We start from the raw sequence: 24208 nt of genomic DNA on the forward strand, positions 1-24208 counted from the left end.
CGCCGGCCTGCTTGCCAGCGGAAGGACAACCAAGGCGCCATTCATCGATGGCCGCCGGACTCTCATGACGGAAATCGACGGACCGCGGGCAGGACGAGACAACGAGGCGGAAAAGTCCAGGCCTGGTTCAGGCGCCCCAGGCGAAAGCGATCTTCTGCAGCTTCACCTCGCCGAAGCGCTCCACCATGCTGTCCACGGATTCGCCGCCGAGGCGCCGGTAGAAATCACAGGCTCGCACATTGTCGGCCAGCGCCCACACCACCATGCCCTTGACGTCGTGACCGTTGAGATCGCGGCGCACCGCGTTGAACAGCCGCTTGCCCAGGCCGATGCCCTGATATTCCGGACGCAGATAAAGCTCGAAGATCTCGCCTTGATAGGGCAGGCCGACGGCCCGGTTGCGGCCATAGGTGGCATAGCCGGCGATCACGCCGCCAAAGGACATCACCACGATGCGGGTCTTGCGGTCGATGGCATAGCGCCACCATTTGGCACCGCGCCGCTCGACCAGGCGTTCGAGCTCCCGGCCGGGAATCACGCCACGATAGGCATAACGCCAAGCGGCGTCATGCACATCGGCGATGGCGTGGGCGTCGTCCGGGCGAGCCAAACGGATTTCGATGGCGTCGGTGCTCATGGTGGGAGGATAAGCGGGGCTGGCCGGTTCCTGCAAGTGAATTGCTCGTAGGAATGCGCTTCCCGAAGCAGTGCGCATCGCAGCGGCTCTACTGTTTTCCTTCAGGGCCTTGTTTAGACACGCCTTTGCGATTTTGACGATTCCCCGATCGAAAAGCGCCATGGCGTCGCGCCGGCCCGCCGCGGCGCACAAATCTGTTGCAAGCCGGACGCCCAGCCTGTTGAAAGGCCTGGAAAGGACCCGGCATGACTTCTCACCTCGCAAGCGCCCTTCCCGTTCCGGCGGATCATCCCGTGGCGGCCAGCGGAAGAATCGGCGTTCTCCTGGTCAATTTGGGCACACCGGACGCGCCGACCTACTGGCCGATGCGGCGCTATCTCAAGGAATTCCTGTCCGACCGGCGGGTCATCGAAGTCTCGCGCCTGTTGTGGTGGCCGCTGCTCAACGGCATCATCCTGACGACGCGCCCCGGCAAGAGCGGCGCCAAATATGCCTCGATCTGGGACAAGGCCGAGAACGCCTCGCCTCTCCTCGTCATCACCCGGCGCCAGACCGAAAAGCTGGCCGAGACCTTCGCCGCCGATTCGCGCCTCACGGTGGATTTTGCCATGCGCTACGGCAATCCCTCCATCGCCTCGCGCATCGACGCCCTGCGCACCAAGGGCTGCGACCGTATCCTGATCGTGCCGCTCTATCCCCAATATGCGGCGGCGACCAGCGCCACGGTCTGCGACAAGGCCTTCGAGCACCTGATGACCCTGCGCTGGCAGCCGGCCGTGCGCATCGCGCCGCAATGGCATGACGACCCCGTCTATATCGAAGCCCTTGCCAGCTCCGTGCGCCAATCCCTCGCCAAGCTCGACTTCGAGCCGGAGGTGCTGCTCGCCTCCTTCCACGGCGTGCCCAAGAACTACCTGATCCAGGGCGACCCCTATTACTGTTTTGCCATGAAGACGGGACGGCTCCTGCGCGAGGCGCTCGGCTTCAGCGAGGACCGCTTCAAGATCACCTTCCAGTCCCGTTTCGGCAAGGAGGAATGGCTCAAGCCCTATACGGACGAAACCGTAGAAGGGTTGGCCAAATCGGGCGTGAAGCGCCTCGCCATCGTGGCGCCCGGCTTCGTGGCCGACTGCCTGGAAACGCTGGAAGAACTCGGCGAGGAGAACAAGGAGATCTTCCAGCACCATGGCGGCGAGCATTTCGCCTATCTGCCCTGTCTGAACGACAGCCCCGAGGGCCAGCGCGTGCTCGAGCACGTGGTCGGGCGCGAATTGCAGGGCTGGGTCTGACGGGCGGCTCGCGACTTGGTGTCATACCAACGGTATTGACGCTTGACCGCTCAAGTACCGTCATTGCGAGCGTAGCGAAGCAAGCCAGAGCTGGAAACCGTGGCGGTCATGCCTCCTGGATTGCTTCGCCATGCCAATCCTGCGGATTGGCAGAGCTCGCAATGACGCGGGGGTCAAACATCGCGGCCGTCGATATTATCTCACTTCAGGATGGCGGCCGCCCGGTCGAGGGCCGGGCCGAAGCCCTTGAGCGAGACCGTGAAGACGAGCGGCTTCACACTGTCGTCGACCGACTTGGCCGTGAGCTTGAGCTGCTTGCCGGCCTTGAGCGCCGTGATGGTGTTGGCATCGAGCGCCAGCGGCACCAGGCAGCCGGCCGGGATGCAGGTCTTGTAGTTCAGCGGCTTGCCACTGGTCCCGGCATCCAAGGCGAGGGACACGCCAGCATCGAATTGCAGGCCGAACGGCATCACGAGATTGCCGCTGGTGCCGCCATCGGCCGTGGGGTTCAGCTCGACCGCCAGCACGCGCTGGCCGGTCTTGGTGTCGCTCTGCACCTGCTGGACCGCACATTGCTTGGCATTGTTGACGACATTGCAGAGCACCCGCCAGTCCTCATAGCTCTCCTGGATGGAGGAAGCCCCGCCGGGCAGCGGCGATTTGGCAGGCGCGGGGTCCTGGGCCTGAGTCTGGGCCTGGGCGGCGCTCACCAGAAGGGCAAAAGCGAGACTAAGGCTGGTCTTCAGCATCGATTCCTCACGGCAGAAAGGCCTCATGCCCGATAGGGGCAACGGCCGCAGCCATGACACGAATATCGGCGTCTGGCGATAGGCCCCTGCCGAAAATCCCGACGCTTTCGACACTCGATATGCCGCTGCGGTAGCATGGCACGCCCCAACCTCCCAGAGTCGGCCCTTTCTCCTTGACTTGCCTCGCCTTCGCGATCCAACTGGCTAGGGGAAAGATCCGGGGCAGCTTGCACGAGGTGACGACCATGGACGTCGACAAGGCCATTGCACTGGTTTCCGCGGCCGGTATCGAACTCACCGATCGACGCCGCAACGGCAGCGATGACGGCTGGTCCCTCAGCTTCTCCAATGGCGCGGGACTGGAGGTCCGGGACAATGGCGAGGTTTCCGCCACCGGCAAGGGCGCCGAGGCCGTCGCGAGCCTGCTCGGGCTGCCGGCAAAGTCGGCCGGTAGCTGACGCAAACAAACGGGAACCGGGCTGCCAGTTCGGCTCAAGCCTTCATTTTGCCGGCTCGTAGCCGTCGGTCAGCGTACCGAGAAAGACCACGACATCGTCGATCTCGGCCGGCGTCAGGGCCGGTTCGTCGCCGGCCTTGCGGTCGAAGGGCGGATCGGTGTTGATGTTCGCCTTCGCCGCCTCGGGCAGGTCGTCATATTTGTCGATGCTGCCATCGGCTTTGCGCGGATACCAGCGTTCCGGATGGGTCTCGCGCTCGACATAGAAGCGCACGGCATCGCGCAGGGAATGCATGGCGCCATTGTGGAAGAAGGTCTTGCGCAGGGCGACATTGCGCAGGGTCGGCGTGCGGAACAGGCCGCAATAATCCTCGCGTTTCAGGAAGTCGGTGCGCAGCGGCCCGCACAGGCCGAGATCGTGATAGGCCGGATCCTTGTTGGCGGGAATGTCGGGGTTGCGCGGCACCGCGAGCGCGATCTGGCCGTAATCGGTGAATTGGGGCGGCGTGCCGTCATTGCCGCGCTGACTGATGTGGCAGGAGGCGCAATTGCCCTTGTCGGCCGCGTTGAACAGATCGAGACCCCGTGCCTCCTGGGGCGTGAGCTCGGCCTTGCCGGCGAGCACCGCGTCATATTTGCTCGAATAGGGATAGAAGGTCCGGTAGTCCTGCTGGAACACCTCGAGCGCCTTCAGGGCCGTCTTGTAGACGAGGTCCGGGTCGCCGGCCGCCTTCGGCCCGGCAATGGCGGCGATGGCCTTGCCATGACCGGCGGCGAGCACGCGGCGAGCCACTTCCGCCCCATCCCGATTGCCCATCTCGAAATCCGAAAGCAGCGGAATCCTGGCCTGATCCGCCCCGCGATCGACCCGCCCATCCCAGGTCAAGCCGCCCGTGGGACCATTGTCGATACTTTCGTCGGCCTCGTCCTCGGAATCGTAGAAATGCTCGGTGAAGGGCGGCACCACCTGCAGATATTTCAGCGAAGGTACGGCGCGCATGCCCGGCTGATGCATGTCGCCGCCGCCGAGTTGTACCGCGTGGTCGTTCACCGGCCCGAAGGCATGGGCGGGATCGTGGCAGGAGGAACAGGCCAACTTGCCCGAGCCCGACAGGGACGGGTCGAAGAAGAGGGTGCGGCCGAGAGCACCGAGCGCCTGCGCCTGCTGGCGCACCTGTGCCCGCGACATCGCGCGGGACCCGTCCTGGCCGGCCTGGACCGAGGTCATCGCCAGCACCGGCAGGGCGAGCCCCACGACGACGCCCCATTGCCTCACACGTCTGTTGCAAAGAAAGCTTATGGCTGCATTCCTTCATTGCGATCGGGGGTGGCGTCTTCAGCCGGCCCGGCTAAGATGAGGGGCTGTGGGGGACGATAGCAACAAGCAAATCGAGGCAGGAGACCCAGATGCGCATGAAATCGGCGGCGGTCGTGTATGCGTTGAGCCTTTCCATCGGTGCCTTCGGATCGGCGCTGGCTGCCGAAGGCACGGGCGGCCAGAAGGCCAAGCCTGCGCCTGGAGCGTCCGAGGACCTGAAGCTGATCGATACCGTGGTGGTGATCTATGCCGAGAACCGCAGCTTCGATAATCTCTATGGCAGCTTTCCGGGTGCCAATGGCGTGGCGAAGGCACCGGCGACCGCCCGCATCCAGCGTGATCGCGACGGCAAGCCCTTCCGAGAATTGCCGCCGATCTGGGAAGGCCTGACCGCCAAGGGGGTGACGCCGCCGGTGACCCAAGCCGAGACCGAGCATCTGCCCAACCGTCCCTTCCACGCGGACGACCCCAAGGGCTTCAACCTCGGCTACGGCACCATCACGCGCGACCTCTGGCATCGCTATTACCAGAACCAGATGCAGATCAATGGCGGGCGCAACGACAAATTCGTCGCCTATGCCGATTCAGGGGCCCTCTCGGTCAGCCTGTGGGACGGCTCGAAAACTGCCATGTGGAAGGTCGCCCAGAAATACGTGCTGGCCGACAATTTCTTCATGGGCGGCTTCGGCGGCTCCTTCTTCAACCATCAATGGCTGGTGTGCGCCTGCGCGCCCTATTACCCCAATGCCGACACCAATCCGGCCAAGCCGTCGATCGCCGTGGTCGAACCCGACGGGGTGACGCTCAAGGCAGCTGCCAATTCGCCGAAATCGGCAATGGACGGCATCCCGAAATTTGCCGGCGATGGCAATCTCACGCCTGATTTCTATGCCGTGAATACCATGCAGCCGCCCTATCAGCCGAGCGGCAACGAGCCGGCCAAGGATGGCGACAAGGCATTTGCCGATCCGGCCAAGCCGACGACGCTGCCGCCTCAGACCGAACCGACCATCGGGGACCTGCTCAGCCTCAAGCATGTGAGCTGGGCCTGGTATGGCGGCGCCTGGCAGGATGTGCTCGACCATGGCAACAAGACGCCGATCCCGAACTTCCAGTATCACCACCAGCCCCTGAACTATTATGCCAGCTTCGCACCGGGTACCCCGGCCCGGGCCGAGCATCTGCGCGACGGCGGCCTGGCGGGCGTCGAATTCATCAAGGCGATCGACGCCGGCAAACTGCCCCAAGTCTCCTTCTACAAGCCGCAGGGCAACCTCAACGAGCATTCGGGCTATGCCGACATCCAGGCGGGCGATGCCCATATCGCCGACGTGATCGCTCATCTCGAGAAGAGCCCGCAATGGCCGCATATGCTCGTCGTCGTCACCTATGACGAGAATGGCGGCCTGTGGGACCACGTCGCCCCGCCCAAGGGCGACCGCTGGGGCCCCGGCTCGCGTATCCCGGCGATCATCGTCTCGCCCTATGCCCGCCGCGGCTTCGTCGACCATGCGCCGATGGACACCACCTCGATCCTGCGCTTCATCACGCGCCGCTTCGAGCTGCCGACCCTGCACGGCATCACCGTGCGCGACACCGCGATGGCCGCCCGCAAGCAGAAGCCCCTCGGCGACCTGACCAGCGCGCTGGTGTTGAAGGACAAATGAGGGCGGCGGCCTATCGCGGACCACACAAAATAAAGCGCGACTATCCCTCCCCGACTTCGGGGAGGTCGCGCACACAGTTTGTGTGCGCTGGGACCGGCACAGCCGGGCCGGGTGGGGGAGAGTGGCGCGGCCTTGGGATTCCATGGCTTTCGAAGCACCACTCTCCCCCTTCCGTCACCGCTCCGCGGCGACACCTTCCCCGAAGCCGGGGAAGGATAGTGGCGCTTTACTCCGATAGGGCTGTGTCGGTGACCCTCCTTATCAGGTCGGGCGGGATCACCCTTCCTCTTCCTCCCACCGGCCGCGCAATGCCTCGAAGATCGTATCGATCACAGAGGCAAGCGCATGATCGACGTCATGGTTCGAAAAGCGCAGTACCTTGAACCCGCGTTCTGCCAGGAAGGCATCGCGGATACCACCCCGGGCAAGCCCTTCAGGCATTGCATGCTGGTTGCCGTCGACTTCGACGACCAGGCGTCTACGCAGACAGGCAAAATCCGCGACATAGCGACCGATCAGAACCTGGCGGCGGATGTGGACCCCTCGGGTCGCAACGCACGCAGCTGCTGCCAGAGCTTGACTTCCTGCAAGGTCAGCTTTTTGCGCAACGGCCTCGCCTGCTTCCCTACCCCGCTAGGGCCAGGAACCTCTCCACCTCTTCCCCTTTCGTCGCGAAGGAGGTGACCAGGCGTACCAGGTCCGCATCGTCGGCGGGCCGGCGGTCGGCGGGCAGGCCATGGACGGGCCATTCATAGAGGCGGGCGCCGGCCTGCCTCAACTGGGCGATCATCGCTTTCGGCAGGACGGCGAAGACTTCGTTGGCCTGCGTCTCATAGCCGAGCCGATGACCTGCCGCGACGAGGCCCTGCGACAAAGCCGTCGCCATCGCATTGGCGTGGCGGGCAAGATCGAGCCAGTGGTCGTTCTCCAGCATGGCCAGGAACTGGGCGGCGATCGGCCAGGCCTTGGAAACGACGTGGCCGCTGCGCTTGCGCAGCCATTCGAGCTCGGCGGCCTTCTCCGGCTCGAACAGCAGGACGGCCTCGGCCATCAGGGCACCGTTCTTGGTGAGGCCGAAGGCGAGGGCATCGACGCCGGCCTTCCAGGTGATGTCGGCCGGGCTGATGCCATCGGCCTTTGCGAGGAAGGCGAAGGCATTGGCGAAGCGCGCGCCATCCATATGCACCTTGAGGCCGCGTGCCCGGGCGATCTCGGTCAGGGCCGTGATCTCGCCGCGGCGATAGACGGTGCCGCTTTCCGTCGCCTGGGTGATCGACAGCACGGCAGGCCTTGGAATGGCAGAGCCCGAACCGGAGCCACGCGCCAGCGTAGCCTCCAGCCCGGCCGGCGTCAGCTTGCCCCCGGCGCCGGCGATCGGCACCAAGCGCGCACCCTGGGTGAAGAACTCCGGCGCGCCGGCCTCGTCGCCGACGATATGCGCCTCCTCATAGGCATAGACAGCGCCATAAGGCGGGCTGAGGGCGCTCAGGGCCAGGGAATTGGCGGCACTGCCGGTGGCGGCGAAGAGCACGCCGACCTCGCGACCGAACAGATCGGCCAGGCGTGCCTTCAATTCACGGGTGAGATCATCCTGCCCATAGGCAGGGGCGATACCATCGGCGCCGCGGGCAAGCGCCTCGATGATCCTGGGGCTGGCTCCAGCCCAATTGTCGCTGGCAAAATTCATGCCTTGAAGTAGAGCGCTCCGACCCTGATGCGCAAGGGGGAAGAGGCAAGCGCTCCGGTGCGACGCGTCAGCGCTCCCAGCCCTTGCCGCGCGGCCAGGGCAGCAGGACGAAGCTGGCGATGCCGGCGGCCAACAGCACGATGATCACCGCAAACACGGGCAGGTAGGGATCGGCATCCCGGGCCGCAGCGAAGGATCCCACCAGCCCCGTCAGCCATTGCATCACGGCGACGCCGAGGAAAATGGCGGTGTTGAACACGGCGAAGGCCCGGCCGGCGACCGCATCGGCATAGGCGGCGCGGACATCGGCATATTGCAGGATGAAATAGCCGGTCATGAAGCCGAGCAGGACCACCGCGGCGATATCGACGAGGCTCGACGACTGTCCCGCCAGGGCCGCAAAGGCGGCCATGTAAAGGGCCGCGCTAGCGACGATCCAACAGCGCCGACCGCGATTGCCGGGCTTGAGCAGGCCGAAAACGGGCGGGCCGAGCAGGGCTGCGAGCGAGGTCGCCAGCATGATGTGGCCACTGACGACGAGGCCGAAGCCGTGCCGGTCCATCAGCATCGGCACGGCCCACAGGCCGCGCAAGGTGAGGAAGGCCGCATAGGAGACACCGCCGAGCAGCAGGATGCCAAGCGTATGCCTCTGCGCGAGAAGCGGCCCGATCTCAGCGAAGGCGACGGACAGGTTTGGGCGGCCACGTCCCGGCGCAGGCGCTTCGTCGCGGACGAGCAGGACATTGGCGACGAGAACGAGGATCGAAAGCGCGGCCAGCGCCAGGAAGCCGGCCCGCCACGACCAGGTTTCCACCACCAAGGCGAGCGGCGTGCCGGTCATCAACATGCCGATGCCGCTGAAGCTCAGCACCAGACCGGAGAGCCGCGCAAATTGCCTGGCCGGATAGCGGTTGGTGACGAAGACGATGGCACCGAGGAAGGCCGGCGCGCAACCGACGCCGATCAGAACCTGGCTGGCAATCAGTACGGGCAGATTGGGCGCGAGGGCGGAGACCAGCGCACCGAGGCAGGCGAGCAGGAAGGCGGCACAGACGGTACGGCGCGGTCCGAACAGGTCGAGGGCCACGCCGATGGGGATCTGCGCCAGCGCGAAGGACAAATGAAAGGCACCGGCGAACAGGCCAATCTCCTGGGTGGAGGCCCCAAATTCCAGCTTGAGTTCGCCGGCGAACAGAGTTGCGACGGTGCGGAACGCCTGGCTCATGGCCGCCACCGCCGAGAGAGCCGCCAGCATCGCCCAGAGCGGGACGCCAGCCCCGGCACTCGCGGTCTCCGCCTGCCGGGGAGACGTCCCCCCCAAAGCGCGGCCGTTTCCTGTCAGTGCGGCGCTGGTGTCGCGGTCCATGGCGCCCTCCTCGCGGTGGGTTCGGTGTCTATATAACCATCATGATGGTTAGTATTGTCGAACCGGCCGCGTTGACTGTCAACCCCCAAGGCGGTTAGAATTCCTTCAGGCTTGCCGTTCCCGTGTTCCGGCCAGCCGGAACCGGCCTGGGCTCGCAGGGATGCCATGACGTTGATTTCACCGGTGCGCGATGACCTGTGCATCGCCTTCGCGAATACCCGTTCCTGGCGAGGACGGGAGACGCCGGTCGAGCGGCTGCACGGCGTGGCGGATCTGCTCGCCTGGACGAAGCGGACCGGTGGAGAGGCGGGCGAACGCATCGAACAGGCCGGCCGCTGGGCCGGTGAACATCCTGATGATGCCGACCGCCTCTTCGACGAGGCGATCCGGCTGCGCGAAGCCCTTTATCGTGCACTGGCCGCAATCGCCGAGAAACAAGCCGTCGAGGAGCGCGACTTCGCCGCTCTCGCCCAGGCCATCGCCCAGGCTCCCACCCGCAGCCGCCTGGTGCGCACGACGGACGGCTATGCCTGGCATGTCGGGCCTTTCGCAGCTTCGCCGGCACATCTGCTCGCCCCGGTGCTGTGGTCGGCCGGCGATCTCATTCCCGCCGCCGCGCGATACCGCATCCGGCGCTGTGCCAATCCCGAATGCCGCTTCCTCTTTCTCGACGAGAGCAAGAGCGGGACCCGGCGCTGGTGCGACATGGCCACCTGCGGCAATCGCGCCAAGGCCAGCCGGCACTATGCCAAGGTCAGGCAGGATGCAGGCTGAGCAGAGTGTCTCTGACAGCTGACCGGTGATTGCCCATGCCCGCCCACGACGGTTGCGCAGCCCCTCACCTCTATTCTCTCCCCGTAAGGACGCGCGAGGAGACCTCGGCCGGTCACGCCTCACCGAAAACGTGCTGTCTCGCCCAACCGTCGGGCGAGATGCATAGTCTGAGCATCGATCGCAACGCCTGCGTCCCCTCGCCCTGCTCTTGCGGGGAGAGGATAGAGGTGAGGGGCAGCGCGGCACCAACAAGACCACGGCCCCCGGCAGCCATCGCACCCCCGCCTCAGGCGAACGCAACCTTGCGGCCGGTCCAGCGGGCGATCAGGGCGTCGAGGGAGAAGAAGCCGCCACCGAATTTGGCGAGATAGAGGGCGCAGACCATCCAGGGCAGGTGTTCGTTGTAGTGGTCGGGATAGACGAAGAGCTGGATCACCAGCGCCATGCCGAACAGGCCGAGGCCGCCGAGCCGCGTCGCCAGGCCGAGGATGACCAGGATGGAGAACACGCTTTCGCCCAGCAGGGCCAGATGGGCGGCGAGCTCCGGCGGCAGCAGCGGCAGCTTGTATTCCTCCTGGAAGAGATAGACGGCGCTGTCCGACAGGGAAAACAGCGTGCCGTCGGCCACCTTGGTGCGCGCCGACCACCAGAACACCCGGAACAAGGCGATGCGGGCGATCAGGGCGATCAGCCAATGCGGGATCAGCGTGAAAAGATGGATCAACCGATCCGCCAATCCCGGCGCTGCCGGGTCGGGAGATGCGAATGTCGTGCGAGTCATGGCAACACTCTCCGGCAGGTTCAGATCTCGAAGCGGCAGGCGATACCGGCCGCAACCAGCCCCGCAATGGCGGCGGCCAGGTTGAAATCGGGGGCTTCGGCAAAAGCAGCCTCTGCCGCCGCCTCCAAGGGGTGCCCGGTGCGCAGGGCGGCCAGGAAGGCATAACCACCCGGCGGCAGGAGCTGCACCTCGACGTCGAGCCTGGGGCGGGTCACCAGCACGTCCTCGCCGGACCAATCCACGATCTCCCGTGCCTCGCCGCCGGCATTCATCTGCCAGATCGTCGCCACCGGAAAGGCCGAGCGCAGGAGGCGCACCGCCGGATGGATCTCGACCCGCACCTCGTGCAGACGAGCAGGATCGAGGCCCTTGAGCGCTGCCGGCGAGGCCGGCTCGGCATCGGCGGCGTGATAGGCCTGCGCCCTGGCAATCTCCAGGCGCATCACATCCGGGAGGTAGGCGACCTCCCGCGCCGGCTCGAAGGCTTCGGTGAAGGCCGGCAGTTGATCGCCATAATCGAGCAGCAGCGGCGAGCGCGGCGGATGCTCGCGCGCAAAGCGGATGGCCAGGGCCCGGAAGAAGTCGGCACCGACGATGGCGATCGAAGCCGGAAAGCGGCTCTCCAGCGCCGCAGCGAGGCCGAGCGCGACATTGTCGCGATAGATGGCGAAGCGCCGGTTGGGCGTCACGCCATTATGGGCGGCCAGCCCCTGCGGCAGCGCGGCGGCCGGGTCGAGCACCGCCAGCCGGAACGCGGATTGCGTGTTCGCGAGCATCAGGCGGCCCTCGCTCGCATGACCCGCGCCATCGCGGCCTCGGCAAGCGCCGCCTCGCGGGCCAGCACCGGCCAATCCGGCACGTCATTGTCCCATTCGATCAGGGTCGGCAGCCGCCCGGCTTGAGCGATGACGCGTTCATAGAGGGCCCAGACCGGATCGGCGACCGGCCGGTCATGCGCATCGATCAGCAGCGGCGCACCGGCATCGTCCACTGTCTCGGCATGGCCGGCGAGATGGATCTCGCCGACGAGGCCGAGAGGGAAGCGGTCGAGATAGGTCTCGGGCGAAGTCGCATGATTGGTGGCGGAGACGAAGACATTGTTAATGTCGAGCAGCAGGCCGCAGCCGGTAAGCCGGGCGATCTCGGCGAGGAAATCGGTCTCCTCGATGGTGCTCTCCTCGAACAGGAGATAGGTCGAGGGGTTCTCCAGCAGCATGCGCCGGCCCAGCGTCTCCTGCACCTCGTGGATATGGTCGCAGACGCGCCGCAGGGTCTCGGGCGTATAGGGCACCGGCAGAAGATCGTTGAGGAAGACTTCCTCATGGCTCGACCAGGCCAGATGCTCGGAAAAGCTTGCCGGGCGATAGCGCTGTTCGAGCGCCTTCAGCCGGGCGAGATGCTCCTTGTCGAGGGGCCGGGCCGCGCCGATCGACAGGCCGACGCCATGCAGCGACAGCGCGTAGTTTTCGCAGATGGCCCGGAGCTGGGCATGCGGCGGGCCACCGGCGCCCATGTAATTCTCGGCGTGGACCTCGAAGAAGCCGATGTCGGGCCGGGTGGCGAGAATGGTCTCGACATGCTCCGGCTTGAGCCCGGCGCCGGCGCGCGATGGCAGGGTCGTGCTGGCGGGATCGGTCATGGCGTTCTCCGAAGGGGCAGAGGGAAGGCGGGAGCCGCCGCGCCGTAGCGGGCGGCCCTCGCATGTCTCGTGCGAGCTATCAGCTCTTGACGGGCGTCAGCGAGCCCATACCCGTCGGCGTCTTCATGGTGACGCAGCTTCCCTTGGGCACCAGCTTGAAGGACTGGCCGTCATAGTCGATCGTCGAGGTACCCGCACAGGAATGGGCACCGGCCGCACAGTCGTTCTGGCCCTTGAGGGCGACGCCGTAGCATTTCTCCTTGGAGTCGTCGGCCTTGGCGGGAGCCGACAGCAAAGCGGCGGCGCTGGCGACGGCGCCGGCAAGAGCGAAAGCAGTGCTGGCCTTGGTGAACACGGACATGGGAGTTTCCTTCTGTTGCAGGATATGGCGGAAACGGCCGGTTGCCGCTCCGCATGGCCTTGACTATGACCCGCTCCGGCATCGGAGCCAAATCAAGTGAGCGTGCCGAAAACCACACTTTTTGCGCTAAAACATGTGATTCCAGCCGCTGTAACGATATTCGTCACCACGGCGTAGGTTGTTACCCGCCGGATTTGAAAGTGATGGCGGCGCCGCGATTTCGGGATGCCCGTTCTTCCCTCCCGGGAAGCACGGCGATTCCAAGAGCGGGCGAGACCCCCGCGCACCCGGAATGCGCTCCAGCATTGACAGTGACACCTCTTGCTCCGATATAGCCAGCATTCCCGACAGCCCGCCTCTCCTCAAGGAGGACCAGACATGGCCGCCCTCTCCGATCTCGCCGAAAAGCCGCACCAGGCCGGCGCCGTGCGTACCGTCTTCATCGACGGCGAAGCCGGCACCACGGGCCTCGGCATCCGCGAGCGATTGGCGTCGGTGGCGGGCGTTGCCCTGCGCAGCATCGCGCCCGAGCTGCGCAAGGACGTCGCGGCGAAGAAGGCGCTGCTGGCCGAGGTCGACCTCGTGGTGCTCTGCCTGCCCGACGCCGCCGCCAAGGAAACGGTGGCGCTGATCGGCGAGCTCGACGGCCGCAAGCCCAAGGTTCTGGACGCCTCGACCGCCCATCGGGTCGCGCCCGGCTGGGTCTACGGCTTTGCCGAACTGGCGCCGGGCCAGGCCGAGGCCATTGCCAAGGCGAGCCACGTCGCCAATCCCGGCTGCTATCCCACCGGCGCGATCGCCCTTCTGCGTCCCCTGGTCGATGCCGGCGTGATCCCCCAGGACCATCCCGTCACCGTCAATGCGGTCAGCGGCTATTCCGGCGGCGGCAAGTCGATGATCGAGGCCTACGAGGCCGGCACCGCCCCCTCCTTCGAACTTTACGGCCTGACGCTGGAGCACAAGCACGTGCCGGAACTGCAGGCCTATACCGGCCTGACCCGCCGGCCGATCTTCGTGCCGTCCGTCGGCAATTTCCGCCAGGGCATGCTGGTCTCCGTGCCGTTGCATCTCGACACGCTGCCGGGCAAGCCGAAGGCTGATGACCTCCACGCCATCCTCGCCGACTATTATGCCGGTGCCAGGCTGGTCAGCGTGGAGCCGCTGGACGGTGCCGCCAAGATCGAAGCGGAAGCGCTCAACGACACCGACCGGCTGGAGCTTCGCGTGTTCCCGCATGAAGCCCATCGCCAGGCCGTGCTGGTGGCAAGGCTGGACAATCTCGGCAAGGGCGCCTCCGGTGCCGCGGTGCAGAACATCCAGCTGATGCTGGGCGTCTGAGCCGGCGGTAGCGACTGCTCCTTCTCTACGCTCGGTGGGCGTGCATCGCGACGTGGCAGGAAACGGCAATCTCGTGCCCTGGGACGGCAACGAGCGCCTGACCCGGTCTCAGCTACTCAGAGAGCAGCCGGCAATAGGCGTCCAGCGCCTTCTCGTCAGCGGCATCGAGCACCGTGTCGGTCCAATAGTCGACCAGACAGAGCGGCTCAATGGCATTCAGCCGTGAGAGAGCCTCGCGGAAAAACCCGAGCCGTACCTCGTCCGGCGAAGACAGTTCGAAGAAGATTTCCCGAATGACGCCGGCATCATGGGTACATATCAGATAGAAATCCGCATCGTGACCGAAACATAGGGCCTCCGAATTGTAATAGCCCCATTCGTCATGTTTCTCGAAACCGGCCGATGCGGTGGCGTTGAACTGCATCACCCGGGGAAGAAAAGCCAGAGCTGCGCCGAAAGCCTCCGGCGTCAAGGTGGCGAATTGCGCCTGCTCCTCGGGAGCATTGGCAATGACATGCACGTCCGTCCAGCCCGTGCCGCCGGGCGCAGCATGATCGACGGCGTGTTGGGCGGCCTTGTCCAGGTCGGTCCGGTAATGGGCAAGCGCCATCAAGGGATGAAGGGAGCGCATCCCCCAATCGTCCTCGTGGATATGGATCTTGCCGGGGGTCAACTTCTCTCCCCAATGCAGCCCGCGAGCGTTGGGGCAGTGCCTGTGCCGCTCTATTTCACATATTCCCGCGCGGCCTGCTCGAGCTGCCCATACAGGTAATCGGTGAAGGAACGCCAGACCTCGACGTGGAAGTCGTTCGCGCCCTTGCGCCACAGCACGATTTCCGCCTTGGCGTAGAGCGTGCGGGTGGCGGTGCCGACGGGAAAGGCCTTGGGGTCGAGGTCCAGCATGACGCCGGCATTGAGCACATCGGCAGCCAGCGAACCCGAGACCAGGATGCCGATATTGCGATGGCTGACATCCACCAGCGAATGCGGCTCCTGCACGGCCGCCTCGATGGCGGCGTAGGCCTCGGCCTCGGCATTCTCGGGCGCGAGCAGTAGCCACTCGTCGGGGCCGAGCTTGAAGGCGGTGCGGGTGCCGTCGGTGGCGGCGGTATTGAGAGCGGTCGGCAGCGCCAGCCCGAAGGCCTGGCCGGCCGCGACGGCAGCACTGTCCGGCCCGCGCAGCGCCAGGCGGGCGCCCCGCGGCGCCGCCTCGATGGTGAGGCGGCTGCGGGCGGTGATCGGCGCGATGCCGTCAAGCGGATCGCGGCGGGTTGCGATATCAGCCATTGAGCCGCGTTCCTTCCTTGTCGATGAAGATCGGATCGACCACCCTCACGGCGATCGAGCCGCCGGGCATCGGCACATAGACCGTCTCGCCATAGCGCGAGCGGCCACGCTCCAGATTGCACAAAGCGATGGAACGGCCGAGATTGGCGCTCCAATAGGCCGAGGTGACGTGGCCGAGAGCATGCTCGCCAAGGGCGGGCTGCGCCACTTCGGTGATCTGCGCCCCCTCTTCCAGCACCACGCCGGGATCGACGGTGAGGAGCCCGACGAACTGCTTGCGGTTGGGATCCTGCAGGTCCGGCCGCATCAGGCCACGCTTGCCGACGAAATCGGCCTTGGCCTTGCCCACGGCCCAGCCGACGCCCGCCTCATCCGGGGTCAGCGTACCGTCGGTGTCCTGGCCGACGATGATGTAGCCCTTCTCGGCGCGCAGCACATGCATCGCCTCGGTGCCATAGGCGCAGCCGTCATATTTGACGACCTCGGCATGGATGGCTTGCCAGACGGCCCGGCCATAGGCGGCCGGCACGTTCACCTCGAAGCCGGCTTCGCCGGTGAAGCTCATGCGGAACAGGCGGGTGGGAACGCCGCAGATGCGGCCTTCCTTGACCGACATATGCGGCATGCCGTCCTTGGAGATGTCGATGCCCTCGACCAGAGGCGCCAGCACGTCGCGGGCATGGGGGCCCTGCACGGCGATGACGGCCCATTGCTCGGTGGTGGAGGTGAACCAGACCTTGAGGTCGGTCCACTCGGTCTGGAGGTAGTCCTCCATATGCGAGAGCACGCGGGGCGCCCCGCCGGTGGTGGTGGTGACGTGGAAGCGGTCTGGCGCCATGCGGCCGACCACGCCGTCGTCATAGACGAAGCCGTCGTCGCGGGTCATGATGCCATAGCGCAGGCGGCCCGGCTCCAGCTTCATGAACGGGTTGACATAGATGCGGTGCATGAACTCGGCCGCATCCGGGCCGACCACCTCGATCTTGCCGAGGGTGGAGGCGTCGAACATGCCGACCTTGTCGCGCACCGTCTTGCATTCGCGGTTAACAGCGTCATGCATGCTCTCGCCGGCGCGCGGATAGTACCAGGCGCGCTTCCACAGGCCGACATCCTCGAAATCAGCGCCCATCTCGACCTCGGCCTCGTGCATCGCGGTCTTGCGCACGGGATCGAACAGGTCGCCACGCGCCGTGCCGGCGAACAGGCCGAAGGTGGTCGGCGTATAAGGCGGGCGGAAGGTGGTCAGGCCGACCTGCGGCACCTTCTTGTCAACAGCCTTGGCGGCGATGGCCAGCGCATTGATGTTGGAGGTCTTGCCCTGGTCGGTCGCCATGCCGGTGGTGGTGTAGCGCTTGACGTGCTCGATCGAGCGGAAGCCCTCGCGCGTCGCCAGCTTGATGTCCTTGGCGGTGACGTCATGCTGGAAATCGACGAAGGCCTTGACCCGGCTGGCATTGCGGTCATGCGGCAGCGCCCCGGTGTAGAACCCATCCTGAGAGGTCTCGCCAGCGACGTCGAAGGTCTTGAGGGCGCCCTTGTCGAAGCCGGCGTCACGCCCGGCCTCGTGGCCGGCGGCAAAGCCGTCATTGATCACCGCGCCGAAATCGAACACGCCGCGGCAGGCGCCGGCCGAACGCTCCTCGTCGCGGGCAAAGCCCGGCACGAAGATCTGCTTGGCCTCGTCGTAGCGCAGCTTGCCGCGCGACTGCGAGAACAGATGCACGGTCGGCGTCCAGCCGCCTGACATCAGCACGAGGTCGCAGGAGACCGTCTCCCGGTCCCTGACGGTGCCATCGGTACCAACTCGGCCGAGCCTGACTGCATTGACGCGCAGCCGCCCGCTGGTGCCCATCATCGTCGCGCCGAGGCTGACGCGAATGCCGGCCTCCCTGGCAACGCCGACCAGGGCGCCGCCATCGGGCCTGATGTCGGCGATCACGGCGATGTCGACGCCAGCGGCCTTGAGGTCGAGCGCGGCCTGATAGGCGCTGTCGCAGGCGGTGAACACCACCGCCCGGTTGCCCGGCTTGACGCCGTAGCGGTTGACATAGGTACGGGCCGAGTCGGCCAGCATGATGCCCGGCCGGTCGTTCTCCGGGAACACCAGCGGACGCTCGATCGCGCCGGCGGCGATGACGACCTGCTTGGCGCGCACCTGCCAGAGCCGCTCACGGGGCGTGCGGGCCTCGGGCTGGGCGACATGGTCGGTCAGCCTTTCGGCCAAGGCGACGAAATTGTCGGAATACCAGCCGAAAGCGGTGGTGCGCGGCATCAGCCGGACGCGATCGTTGAGGGCCAGCGACATGATGATGTCGGTGGCCCAGTCGCGTGCCGCCCGCCCTTCGATGGTCGCCGTGGTCTCCGAGAGCAGGGAGCCGCCGAGCTCGGCCTGCTCGTCGACCAGGATCACCGAGGCGCCGGTCTCGGCCGCGGCGATGGTGGCTGCCAGGCCTGCCGGCCCGGAACCCACCACCAGCACGTCGCAATGGGCAAAGCGGTTGAGGTAGCGATCGGGGTCGGCCACCTTGGGTGCCTCGCCGAAGCCAGCGGCAGCACGGATCCGGGGCTCGTAGACGTTCTTCCAGAAGCTCTGCGGCCACATGAAAGTCTTGTAGTAGAAACCCGAGGCCAGGAAGGGCGACATCGCGTCATTGACGGCACCGGCATCGAATTTCAGCGAAGGCCAGCGGTTCTGGCTGGTGGCGACGAGGCCCTCATAGAGCTCGACCTGCGTGGCGCGCAGATTGGGCGTGGTGCGGCCGGCGTCCCGGGACACCGTGACCATCGCGTTCGCCTCTTCCGAGCCCGCGGACATGATGCCGCGAGGCCGATGATATTTGAACGAGCGCCCGATCAGGTGCACACCGTTGGCGAGCAGGGCGGAAGCCAGCGTATCGCCGCGCACGCCCTGATAGGCGATGCCGTCGAAGGTGAAGTTGATCGGCTTGGCGCGATCGATGCGGCCGCCGGCCGCTGTCCGGAGGGAGGCGGTCACGCGCGCGCCTCCGTGTTGGAGGGCGTAGCGGCGGCAAGTTCGGCGGCCAGGGCCGCCAGATCGGGCTTGGGTTCGCCCTGCTTATAGGTCTTCACGAACTTGTCGGTCACGGTATGGCGCACGGCGTTGAAAAAGCGCGCGCAGCCATGCACATGGCGCCAGCGCTCGGCGATCAGCCCCTTGGGATTGGAGCGGGTGTAGAGGAAACCTTCCCAGACCTCGTCCGTCGGATTGTCGGCGAAGGCGGGGCGGGCAATATGGGCCTCGCCCATGTTGCGGAATTCCAGTTCCGGGCGATCCTGTTCGCAATAAGGGCAGCGGATGAGCAGCATGACGGTCCTCAGTGCGCGACGGCGGCAGCGGCCGCTTCGTCGATCAGGCGTCCGGTGCGGAAGCGATCGAGGGTGAAGGGAGCGGCGATCGGATGGGGTTCGCCCGTCGCCACCGTGTGGGCGAAGACGTGGCCCGAGCCCGGCGTCGCCTTGAAGCCGCCCGTGCCCCAGCCGCAATTGACGAACAGCCCTGATACCGGGGTCTTGGAGAGGATGGGCGAGCGGTCGGGCGTGACGTCGACGATGCCGCCCCAGTTGCGCATCATGCGGGTACGGCGCACCACCGGGAAGAGTTCGCAGATCGCATCGAGCGTGTGGGCCGCGATGTGCAGGCCGCCCGTCTGCGAATAGGAGACATACTGGTCGGTGCCGGCCCCGATGACGAGGTCGCCCTTGTCCGATTGCGACATATAGGCGTGCACGGTGTTGGACATCACCACGCAGGGCATGATCGGCTTGAGCGGTTCGGACACCAGCGCCTGCAGCGGATAGCTTTCCAGCGGCATGCGCACGCCGGCCATGTCCATCACCACCGAGGTGTGGCCGGCGGCGACCACGCCGAGCTTCTTGGTGCGGATCGTACCCCTGGAGGTCTCCACCCCGGCGATGGCGCCGGAGGGATCGCGCAAGATGCCGGTGACCTCGCAGTTCTGGATGATGTCGACGCCCAGAGCGTCGGCAGCGCGGGCATAGCCCCAGGCCACCGCGTCGTGGCGGGCGACACCGCCGCGCCGCTGCAGGGCGGCGCCCATGATCGGGTAGCGGATGTCCTTGGAGATGTTGAGGATCGGGCAGAATTCCTTCGCCTCTTCCGGCGTCAGCCATTCATTGTCGATGCCCGCCAGGCGGTTGGCATGGATATGGCGCTTGAAGACCTGGATGTCGTGCACATTGTGCGCCAGCATCATCACGCCGCGGGCCGAATACATCACGTTGTAGTTCAGCACCTGGGACAGGTTCTGCCACAGCTTCATCGCGTGGTCGTAGAGCTTGCCGCTCTCCTCCCACAGATAGTTGGAGCGGATGATGGTGGTGTTGCGGCCGGTGTTGCCGCCACCCAGCCAGCCCCTTTCGAGCACGGCGATGTTGGTCATGCCGTGCTCGGCGGCCATGTAATAGGCAGTGGCGAGGCCATGCCCGCCGGCGCCGATGATGATGGCGTCGTAGCTGGCCTTCGGTTCGGGCGAGCGCCATTGCTCGGGCCAGTCCTGATGACCACGCAGCGCGTTGCGCGCCAGGGAAAAGACAGAAAACCGCACGTGTTGCCGCCCGTTGGATGGAGTCTTGAATGGCGCGACTATCATCATCCCGCCGATGACCAGTCTAGCACGGAAGCGACGCGCCTTTTGTCGCATTGGAAGAAATTGCACAAAAGGCCCTGTTCGCTAAGTCCTCAATAGGACGCATTTGGGATAGTATTTGACCATTGGGTCGCATCCCAATATCTCACATTTGTCAAATTGCGACATTAAACGCGACATATGGTCGGGCCCACATCAGAATTCTTCAAAAAATGTCGCAATATCGTCCTGCCTCGTCGTTTCGGACAATGCGGTACAAACCGCCCCGCAACCGTCGCTTTTGACCATAATGGGCGCACAGATGCCCGATGCCATCACGAGGGCAAGCGCCCCATCCGGTGCGCTTTCCCGCCTCCGTCACGCTTCGTACCGCCGGCCCCCCGGCGGAGGTTCTAGGGAGAATCGCGTATGAATATCCGGCCGGATATCGGCGCCACGCATACCGTCGGCTTTCTGCTCACCCCGAATTTCTCGATGATCGCCTTCGCGGCGGCCGTGGAGGTTCTGCGCCTGACGAACTACGTCACCGGCGCAAAGGCCTTCGCCTGGCGGCTCTATTCGCCGGACGGCCAGCCGATCGAGGCCTCGAACGGCGTGGCATTGGCGGTCGACGGTTCCTATGGCGATGTCGGGCCGATGCCGGAGATCATCGTGTGTTCCGGCATGGACGTGCAGAAATACGATCACGGCCCGCTGATCGCCAAACTGCGCAAGCTCGCCTTCTACGGCGTCTCGATCGGTGCGGTGTGCACAGGCACCTATATCCTGGCCCGGGCCGGCCTGCTCGACGGCCATCGCTGCGCCATCCACTGGGAAAACTACGACAGCTTCCGCGAGGAATTCCCCGAGATCGACGCCACGCAGGAACTGTTCGAGATCGACCGCAACCGCTTCACCTGCGCCGGTGGCACCGCCTCGATCGACATGATGCTGGCGCTGATCACGGCCAAGAAGGGCGCGGTGATCGCCGCTCTCGTCACCGACGAACTCATCCACCACCGCATGCGCGATTCCCATGAGCGCCAGCGCATGGAACTGCGCGCGCGCCTCGGCGTCTCCCATCCCAAGCTCCTCGCCGTGATCGGCGAGATGGACAAGCGCCTCGAACGCCCGGTCTCCTGCGCCCAGCTCGCCCGCACGGTGCGCCTGTCGCCGCGCCAGCTCGAGCGGCTGTTCCAGCGCTACCTCGACACCACGCCGACCCGCTACTACCTCGAAATGCGCCTCAACCGCGCCCGCCAGCTGCTGCGCCAGACCTCGATGCCGATCCTATCGGTGGGCCTGGCCTGCGGCTTCGTCTCGGCCTCGCATTTCTCCAAATGCTATTCGGAGCATTTCGACCGCACGCCGTCCGAGGAACGCAAGGGCATGCGGGTCGAGCGCAACGTGGCGACAGCCATCGCCTGAGCCGCGGCTTCACAGCCAGATGGTCGGTCTCTCCGGCCTTGCGGCCACCGCTGCAATGCCGGTTGCTGTGTCGACTGCTGCCCACAGCATTGGCGGCAACCGACCGTTCCTGGCATGCGGCTGCCTGCCGATCCCGTCAATTCCCGCCCAGCAGCCCGGCGGCGATGTTGATCGCCAGGGCCAGGATGGTGGCGTTGAAGAAGAACGAGAACACCGCATGCGCGGCGACGATGCGGCGCATCAGCCGTGAGCGCAGATTGGTGTCGGATGTCGCCGAAGAAGCGCCGATCGCCACTGAGAAATAGACGAAATCCCAATAATCCGGCGGCTCGGGATCACCACCGAAATCCAGGCTCGGCTTACCCGGGCGACCGCCGTCATTATAGTAGATATGGGCATAGTGGATGGCGAAGATGGTGTGGATGAAGAACCAGGAACAGACGATGGTCGCCACCATCAACGGCAGGGACAGGCTGTCGCCGCCGGCTTGGTCCTTGGTCGCCTGAAGCTCGACGATCACCCCGGCAAAGCTGAGGGCCGCGGCCAGCATCGACAGGACCAGGATGGTCACCGCCCCTTCGTCGAGGGAATCGGCCTTATGGGCGAAGCGCCCCGGCGGCAGGCGCGACAGGCTGTAGCTGACGATGACGACGAAGAATACGATGGTCAGGCACCACCCGGCCAGCAGGCGTTCGAGCCAGGGCAGGCCCGGGATCACGAGACCGAGCGCCATGCCGGCGACGAGGCTCCAGAGCAGGACCGGCCTGGCGGTCAGCGGACGCAGGAAATGCCTCACCCCGGAAGCCTTGCTTGAGGTCTCATTTGCGTCTGTCCGCGGTGAAGCGGGCGGCAGCGCGCAGAACGTCCGCCTCGGCACCAAAACCGGAAAGGGCGGCGAGGGCATCACCGGTAAGACGCTCGAGCTCGGCCCGCGCCTTCTCCACGCCCCATAGGCCGACCAAGGTCGCCTTGCCGCGGCCGGCATCCTTGCCGGTGGCCTTGCCGAGTTCAGCGCTGGAGGCCTCGATGTCGAGAATGTCGTCGGCGATCTGGAAAGCGGCGCCCAGAGCGCGTCCATAGGACAGCAGGGTTTGATAGGTGGGCGCATCGGCGCGCCCGATTACGGCACCCATCTCCACCGCGCACGACAGGATCGCGCCCGTTTTCATCGCCTGGAGCTGGGCGATAGCCTGCGCCGAGAGCTCGGATGCTCCCTCGAAACGCCCTTCCGCTTCCAAGTCCAGCATCTGGCCGCCGGCCATGCCCGCGCCGCCGGCGGCCTTGGCCAGCAGGCGGACCAATTCGGCTCGCATGGCTGCATCGGTGCCGGTGGCGGCATCCGCCAGGGTCTCGAAGGCCAGGGTCTGCAGGGCATCGCCCGCCAGGATGGCGGTGGCCTCGTCATAGGCCAGATGCAGCGTCGGCTTGCCGCGCCGCAATTCATCGTCATCCATCGCCGGCAGATCGTCATGGGCGAGGCTGTAGACGTGCACCAGTTCGATCGCCGCACCGGCGCGCAGGGCCGTGGTCAGATCGCCCTTGAGGAGCCGCGCCGCCTCGACCACCAGGAAGGGGCGCAGCCGCTTGCCGCCGCCCAACACCGCATAGCGCATCGCGCCCAGCAGCCGCGCCGGCACCGGGGGCGTGGTGGCGACATCGAAGATCGTCACCAGCACATCTTCGATCTCACTGGCGACGGAAGCGAGGCGGTGATGGAAATCGACGGTCATGAACTGCTCATAAAAACTTTCCTCTCCCGGGGCCGGGAGAGGATGACGCAAGATTGTCGGGAAGCAGCCTATGCCGGCTGCGATGATGGAACGCGGAACGGGCCGCCGTGTTCCATCGATCGTCTCAACTCCCGCTGACGGGCTGGGCAGCGCGGCTCAGGCCAGATACTGCCCGCCATTGATGCTCAGCGTCGAGCCGGTGATATAGCCCGAATCGTCGGAGCTCAGGAACACCACGGCGCGAGCGATTTCCTCGGGCTGGCCCAGGCGGCCGGTCGGGATCAGCGGCAGGATACGGGTTTCCAGCACCTTGGGGTCGATCGCCTGCACCATCTCCGTGCCGATATAGCCGGGAGCGATCACATTGGCCGTGATGCCCTTGGCCGCCCCTTCCAGGGCCAGAGCCTTGACGAAGCCGATATCGCCTGCCTTGGCGGCGGAATAATTGACCTGTCCGGCCTGTCCCTTCTGGCCGTTGATCGAGGAGATCACGATCACGCGGCCGAAACCGCGGTTGCGCATGCCCTCGATGACCGGGCGGGTCATGTTGAACAGGCTGTCGAGATTGGTGCGGATGACGGCGGACCATTGGTCCTTGCTCATCTTGTGAAAGAAGCCGTCACGGGTGATGCCGGCATTGTTGACCAGGATGTCGACGGGGCCGAGATCCTTTTCCACCTGCGCCACCCCGGCGGCACAGGCATCGAAATCGCCGACGTCCCATTTATAGGTTGCAATGCCTGTTTCGGCCTTGAACTTGGCCGCTGCCTCGTCATTACCGGCATAGCTGGCGGCAACCGTGTGGCCGGCCGCCTTGAGCGCCTTGGAGATGGCTGCGCCGATGCCGCGCGTTCCGCCGGTGACGATTGCAACTCTGGTCATGGTGCCTCCTTGGTAACGATGGTGTTCTTCATTGGACTACAGCGTTTTGCGATTTGAGGGAGTGACCCGGAAGCGCAAAGACGCCCTGGCCAATCCGTTGGATCGGCCAGGAAACAAAGAGCTGGAGCAAATGAGCGTTCAGTCGTGAACGCGTTGTGCTCCAGGAAGTCACGAACCGGTATTCGCCCCTGAGGACCGGTCCGATACGTGC

Annotated in this window: 24 protein-coding genes; 6 read left to right on the forward strand and 18 right to left on the reverse strand. The window is 65.5% G+C overall.

Going from position 1 to position 24208, the window contains the following annotated elements; translation table 11 throughout:
* Positions 1-127: 127 nt before the first annotated feature.
* Positions 128-637, reverse strand: coding sequence for a GNAT family N-acetyltransferase (locus ACIGJE_RS03175; protein WP_311934232.1), 510 nt, complete (start codon positions 635-637; stop codon positions 128-130).
* A 245-nt stretch (positions 638-882) separates the two neighbouring features.
* Here ACIGJE_RS03175 and hemH point away from each other — a divergent pair, with 245 nt between their 5' ends.
* On the forward strand, positions 883-1926 hold the full coding sequence (hemH, locus tag ACIGJE_RS03180; protein WP_415082021.1) for a ferrochelatase: 1044 nt from the start codon (positions 883-885) through the stop codon (positions 1924-1926).
* Positions 1927-2126: 200 nt separating this feature from the next.
* Here the strand turns inward: hemH and ACIGJE_RS03185 are convergent, their stop codons facing one another.
* Positions 2127-2675 (reverse strand): invasion associated locus B family protein, encoded by a 549-nt coding sequence (locus tag ACIGJE_RS03185; RefSeq protein ID WP_311933972.1) that lies wholly within the window; start codon positions 2673-2675, stop codon positions 2127-2129.
* Between the two features lie 245 nt (positions 2676-2920).
* On the opposite strand from ACIGJE_RS03185, the gene ACIGJE_RS03190 reads away from it, so the two are divergent.
* Positions 2921-3133 (forward strand): hypothetical protein, encoded by a 213-nt coding sequence (locus tag ACIGJE_RS03190; protein ID WP_311933973.1) that lies wholly within the window; start codon positions 2921-2923, stop codon positions 3131-3133.
* 42 nt (positions 3134-3175) lie between these two features.
* On the opposite strand, the gene ACIGJE_RS03195 is transcribed toward ACIGJE_RS03190, so the two are convergent.
* Positions 3176-4360: a cytochrome-c peroxidase gene (locus tag ACIGJE_RS03195; RefSeq protein WP_415082061.1), complete on the reverse strand. Its 1185-nt coding sequence runs from the start codon at positions 4358-4360 to the stop codon at positions 3176-3178.
* A 179-nt stretch (positions 4361-4539) separates the two neighbouring features.
* On the opposite strand from ACIGJE_RS03195, the gene ACIGJE_RS03200 reads away from it, so the two are divergent.
* Positions 4540-6117, forward strand: a complete 1578-nt coding sequence (locus ACIGJE_RS03200; protein WP_415082018.1) for an acid phosphatase — start codon at positions 4540-4542, stop codon at positions 6115-6117.
* A 276-nt stretch (positions 6118-6393) separates the two neighbouring features.
* Here ACIGJE_RS03200 and ACIGJE_RS03205 read toward each other — a convergent pair whose 3' ends face one another.
* The 3 genes from ACIGJE_RS03205 to ACIGJE_RS03215 form a co-directional block, all read right to left on the reverse strand.
* Positions 6394-6690, reverse strand: a complete 297-nt coding sequence (locus tag ACIGJE_RS03205) for an endonuclease domain-containing protein (protein ID WP_483680195.1) — start codon at positions 6688-6690, stop codon at positions 6394-6396.
* A gap of 52 nt (positions 6691-6742) precedes the next feature.
* The gene (locus ACIGJE_RS03210) at positions 6743-7804 is read right to left on the reverse strand and encodes a threonine aldolase family protein (protein WP_415082016.1); all 1062 of its coding nucleotides are present in this window, start codon (positions 7802-7804) and stop codon (positions 6743-6745) included.
* A 67-nt stretch (positions 7805-7871) separates the two neighbouring features.
* Complete coding sequence (locus tag ACIGJE_RS03215; RefSeq protein ID WP_415082014.1) at positions 7872-9170, reverse strand: MFS transporter; 1299 nt, start codon at positions 9168-9170, stop codon at positions 7872-7874.
* A 165-nt stretch (positions 9171-9335) separates the two neighbouring features.
* Between ACIGJE_RS03215 and ACIGJE_RS03220 the strand changes: the two genes are divergently transcribed.
* Positions 9336-9944, forward strand: a complete 609-nt coding sequence (locus ACIGJE_RS03220; protein WP_367623460.1) for a CGNR zinc finger domain-containing protein — start codon at positions 9336-9338, stop codon at positions 9942-9944.
* A gap of 286 nt (positions 9945-10230) precedes the next feature.
* On the opposite strand, the gene ACIGJE_RS03225 is transcribed toward ACIGJE_RS03220, so the two are convergent.
* From ACIGJE_RS03225 to ACIGJE_RS03240, 4 genes are all read right to left on the reverse strand, one after another.
* On the reverse strand, positions 10231-10725 hold the full coding sequence (locus tag ACIGJE_RS03225; protein WP_149252836.1) for a DoxX family protein: 495 nt from the start codon (positions 10723-10725) through the stop codon (positions 10231-10233).
* A 20-nt stretch (positions 10726-10745) separates the two neighbouring features.
* Complete coding sequence (locus ACIGJE_RS03230; protein WP_415082011.1) at positions 10746-11501, reverse strand: HvfC/BufC family peptide modification chaperone; 756 nt, start codon at positions 11499-11501, stop codon at positions 10746-10748.
* Positions 11501-12364: an MNIO family bufferin maturase gene (gene bufB, locus ACIGJE_RS03235; protein WP_415082009.1), complete on the reverse strand. Its 864-nt coding sequence runs from the start codon at positions 12362-12364 to the stop codon at positions 11501-11503. Before bufB ends, ACIGJE_RS03230 begins: the two co-directional genes overlap by 1 nt.
* 79 nt (positions 12365-12443) lie before the next feature.
* The gene (locus ACIGJE_RS03240; RefSeq protein ID WP_068283219.1) at positions 12444-12725 is read right to left on the reverse strand and encodes a BufA1 family periplasmic bufferin-type metallophore; all 282 of its coding nucleotides are present in this window, start codon (positions 12723-12725) and stop codon (positions 12444-12446) included.
* A gap of 378 nt (positions 12726-13103) precedes the next feature.
* Between ACIGJE_RS03240 and argC the strand changes: the two genes are divergently transcribed.
* Positions 13104-14063 carry an N-acetyl-gamma-glutamyl-phosphate reductase gene (argC, locus tag ACIGJE_RS03245; RefSeq protein WP_415082007.1) on the forward strand — a complete coding sequence of 320 codons (960 nt, stop codon included), beginning with the start codon at positions 13104-13106 and terminating at the stop codon, positions 14061-14063.
* 112 nt (positions 14064-14175) lie between these two features.
* Here argC and ACIGJE_RS03250 read toward each other — a convergent pair whose 3' ends face one another.
* Genes ACIGJE_RS03250 through ACIGJE_RS03270 form a run of 5 tightly spaced genes read right to left on the reverse strand, consistent with a single transcriptional unit; the run spans position 14176 to position 19936 of the window.
* A complete protein-coding gene (locus tag ACIGJE_RS03250) occupies positions 14176-14736 on the reverse strand; it encodes a hypothetical protein (protein WP_415082005.1) in 561 nt (186 codons plus the stop codon).
* Positions 14737-14786: 50 nt separating this feature from the next.
* A complete protein-coding gene (locus tag ACIGJE_RS03255; RefSeq protein WP_415082003.1) occupies positions 14787-15350 on the reverse strand; it encodes a sarcosine oxidase subunit gamma in 564 nt (187 codons plus the stop codon).
* Positions 15343-18345, reverse strand: coding sequence for a sarcosine oxidase subunit alpha family protein (locus ACIGJE_RS03260; RefSeq protein WP_415082001.1), 3003 nt, complete (start codon positions 18343-18345; stop codon positions 15343-15345). The genes ACIGJE_RS03255 and ACIGJE_RS03260 overlap by 8 nt, the downstream gene beginning before the upstream one ends.
* The gene (locus ACIGJE_RS03265; RefSeq protein WP_311933986.1) at positions 18342-18677 is read right to left on the reverse strand and encodes a sarcosine oxidase subunit delta; all 336 of its coding nucleotides are present in this window, start codon (positions 18675-18677) and stop codon (positions 18342-18344) included. The genes ACIGJE_RS03260 and ACIGJE_RS03265 overlap by 4 nt, the downstream gene beginning before the upstream one ends.
* Before the next feature lie 8 nt (positions 18678-18685).
* Entirely contained in the window at positions 18686-19936 is a 1251-nt protein-coding gene (locus ACIGJE_RS03270) for a sarcosine oxidase subunit beta family protein (protein ID WP_483679320.1), read from the reverse strand.
* Between the two features lie 450 nt (positions 19937-20386).
* Between ACIGJE_RS03270 and ACIGJE_RS03275 the strand changes: the two genes are divergently transcribed.
* Positions 20387-21385 carry a GlxA family transcriptional regulator gene (locus tag ACIGJE_RS03275; protein ID WP_082979449.1) on the forward strand — a complete coding sequence of 333 codons (999 nt, stop codon included), beginning with the start codon at positions 20387-20389 and terminating at the stop codon, positions 21383-21385.
* A gap of 136 nt (positions 21386-21521) precedes the next feature.
* Here the strand turns inward: ACIGJE_RS03275 and ACIGJE_RS03280 are convergent, their stop codons facing one another.
* The 3 genes from ACIGJE_RS03280 to phbB all read right to left on the reverse strand — a co-directional run bounded on the left by ACIGJE_RS03280 (position 21522) and on the right by phbB (position 23997).
* On the reverse strand, positions 21522-22181 hold the full coding sequence (locus ACIGJE_RS03280; RefSeq protein ID WP_311933988.1) for a DUF1345 domain-containing protein: 660 nt from the start codon (positions 22179-22181) through the stop codon (positions 21522-21524).
* Positions 22182-22203: 22 nt separating this feature from the next.
* Entirely contained in the window at positions 22204-23115 is a 912-nt protein-coding gene (locus tag ACIGJE_RS03285; protein WP_311933989.1) for a polyprenyl synthetase family protein, read from the reverse strand.
* Positions 23116-23271: 156 nt separating this feature from the next.
* Positions 23272-23997, reverse strand: coding sequence for an acetoacetyl-CoA reductase (gene phbB, locus ACIGJE_RS03290; RefSeq protein WP_311933990.1), 726 nt, complete (start codon positions 23995-23997; stop codon positions 23272-23274).
* Positions 23998-24208: the final 211 nt, after the last annotated feature.

This window comes from Labrys sp. E2SS-1L (assembly GCF_057073705.1).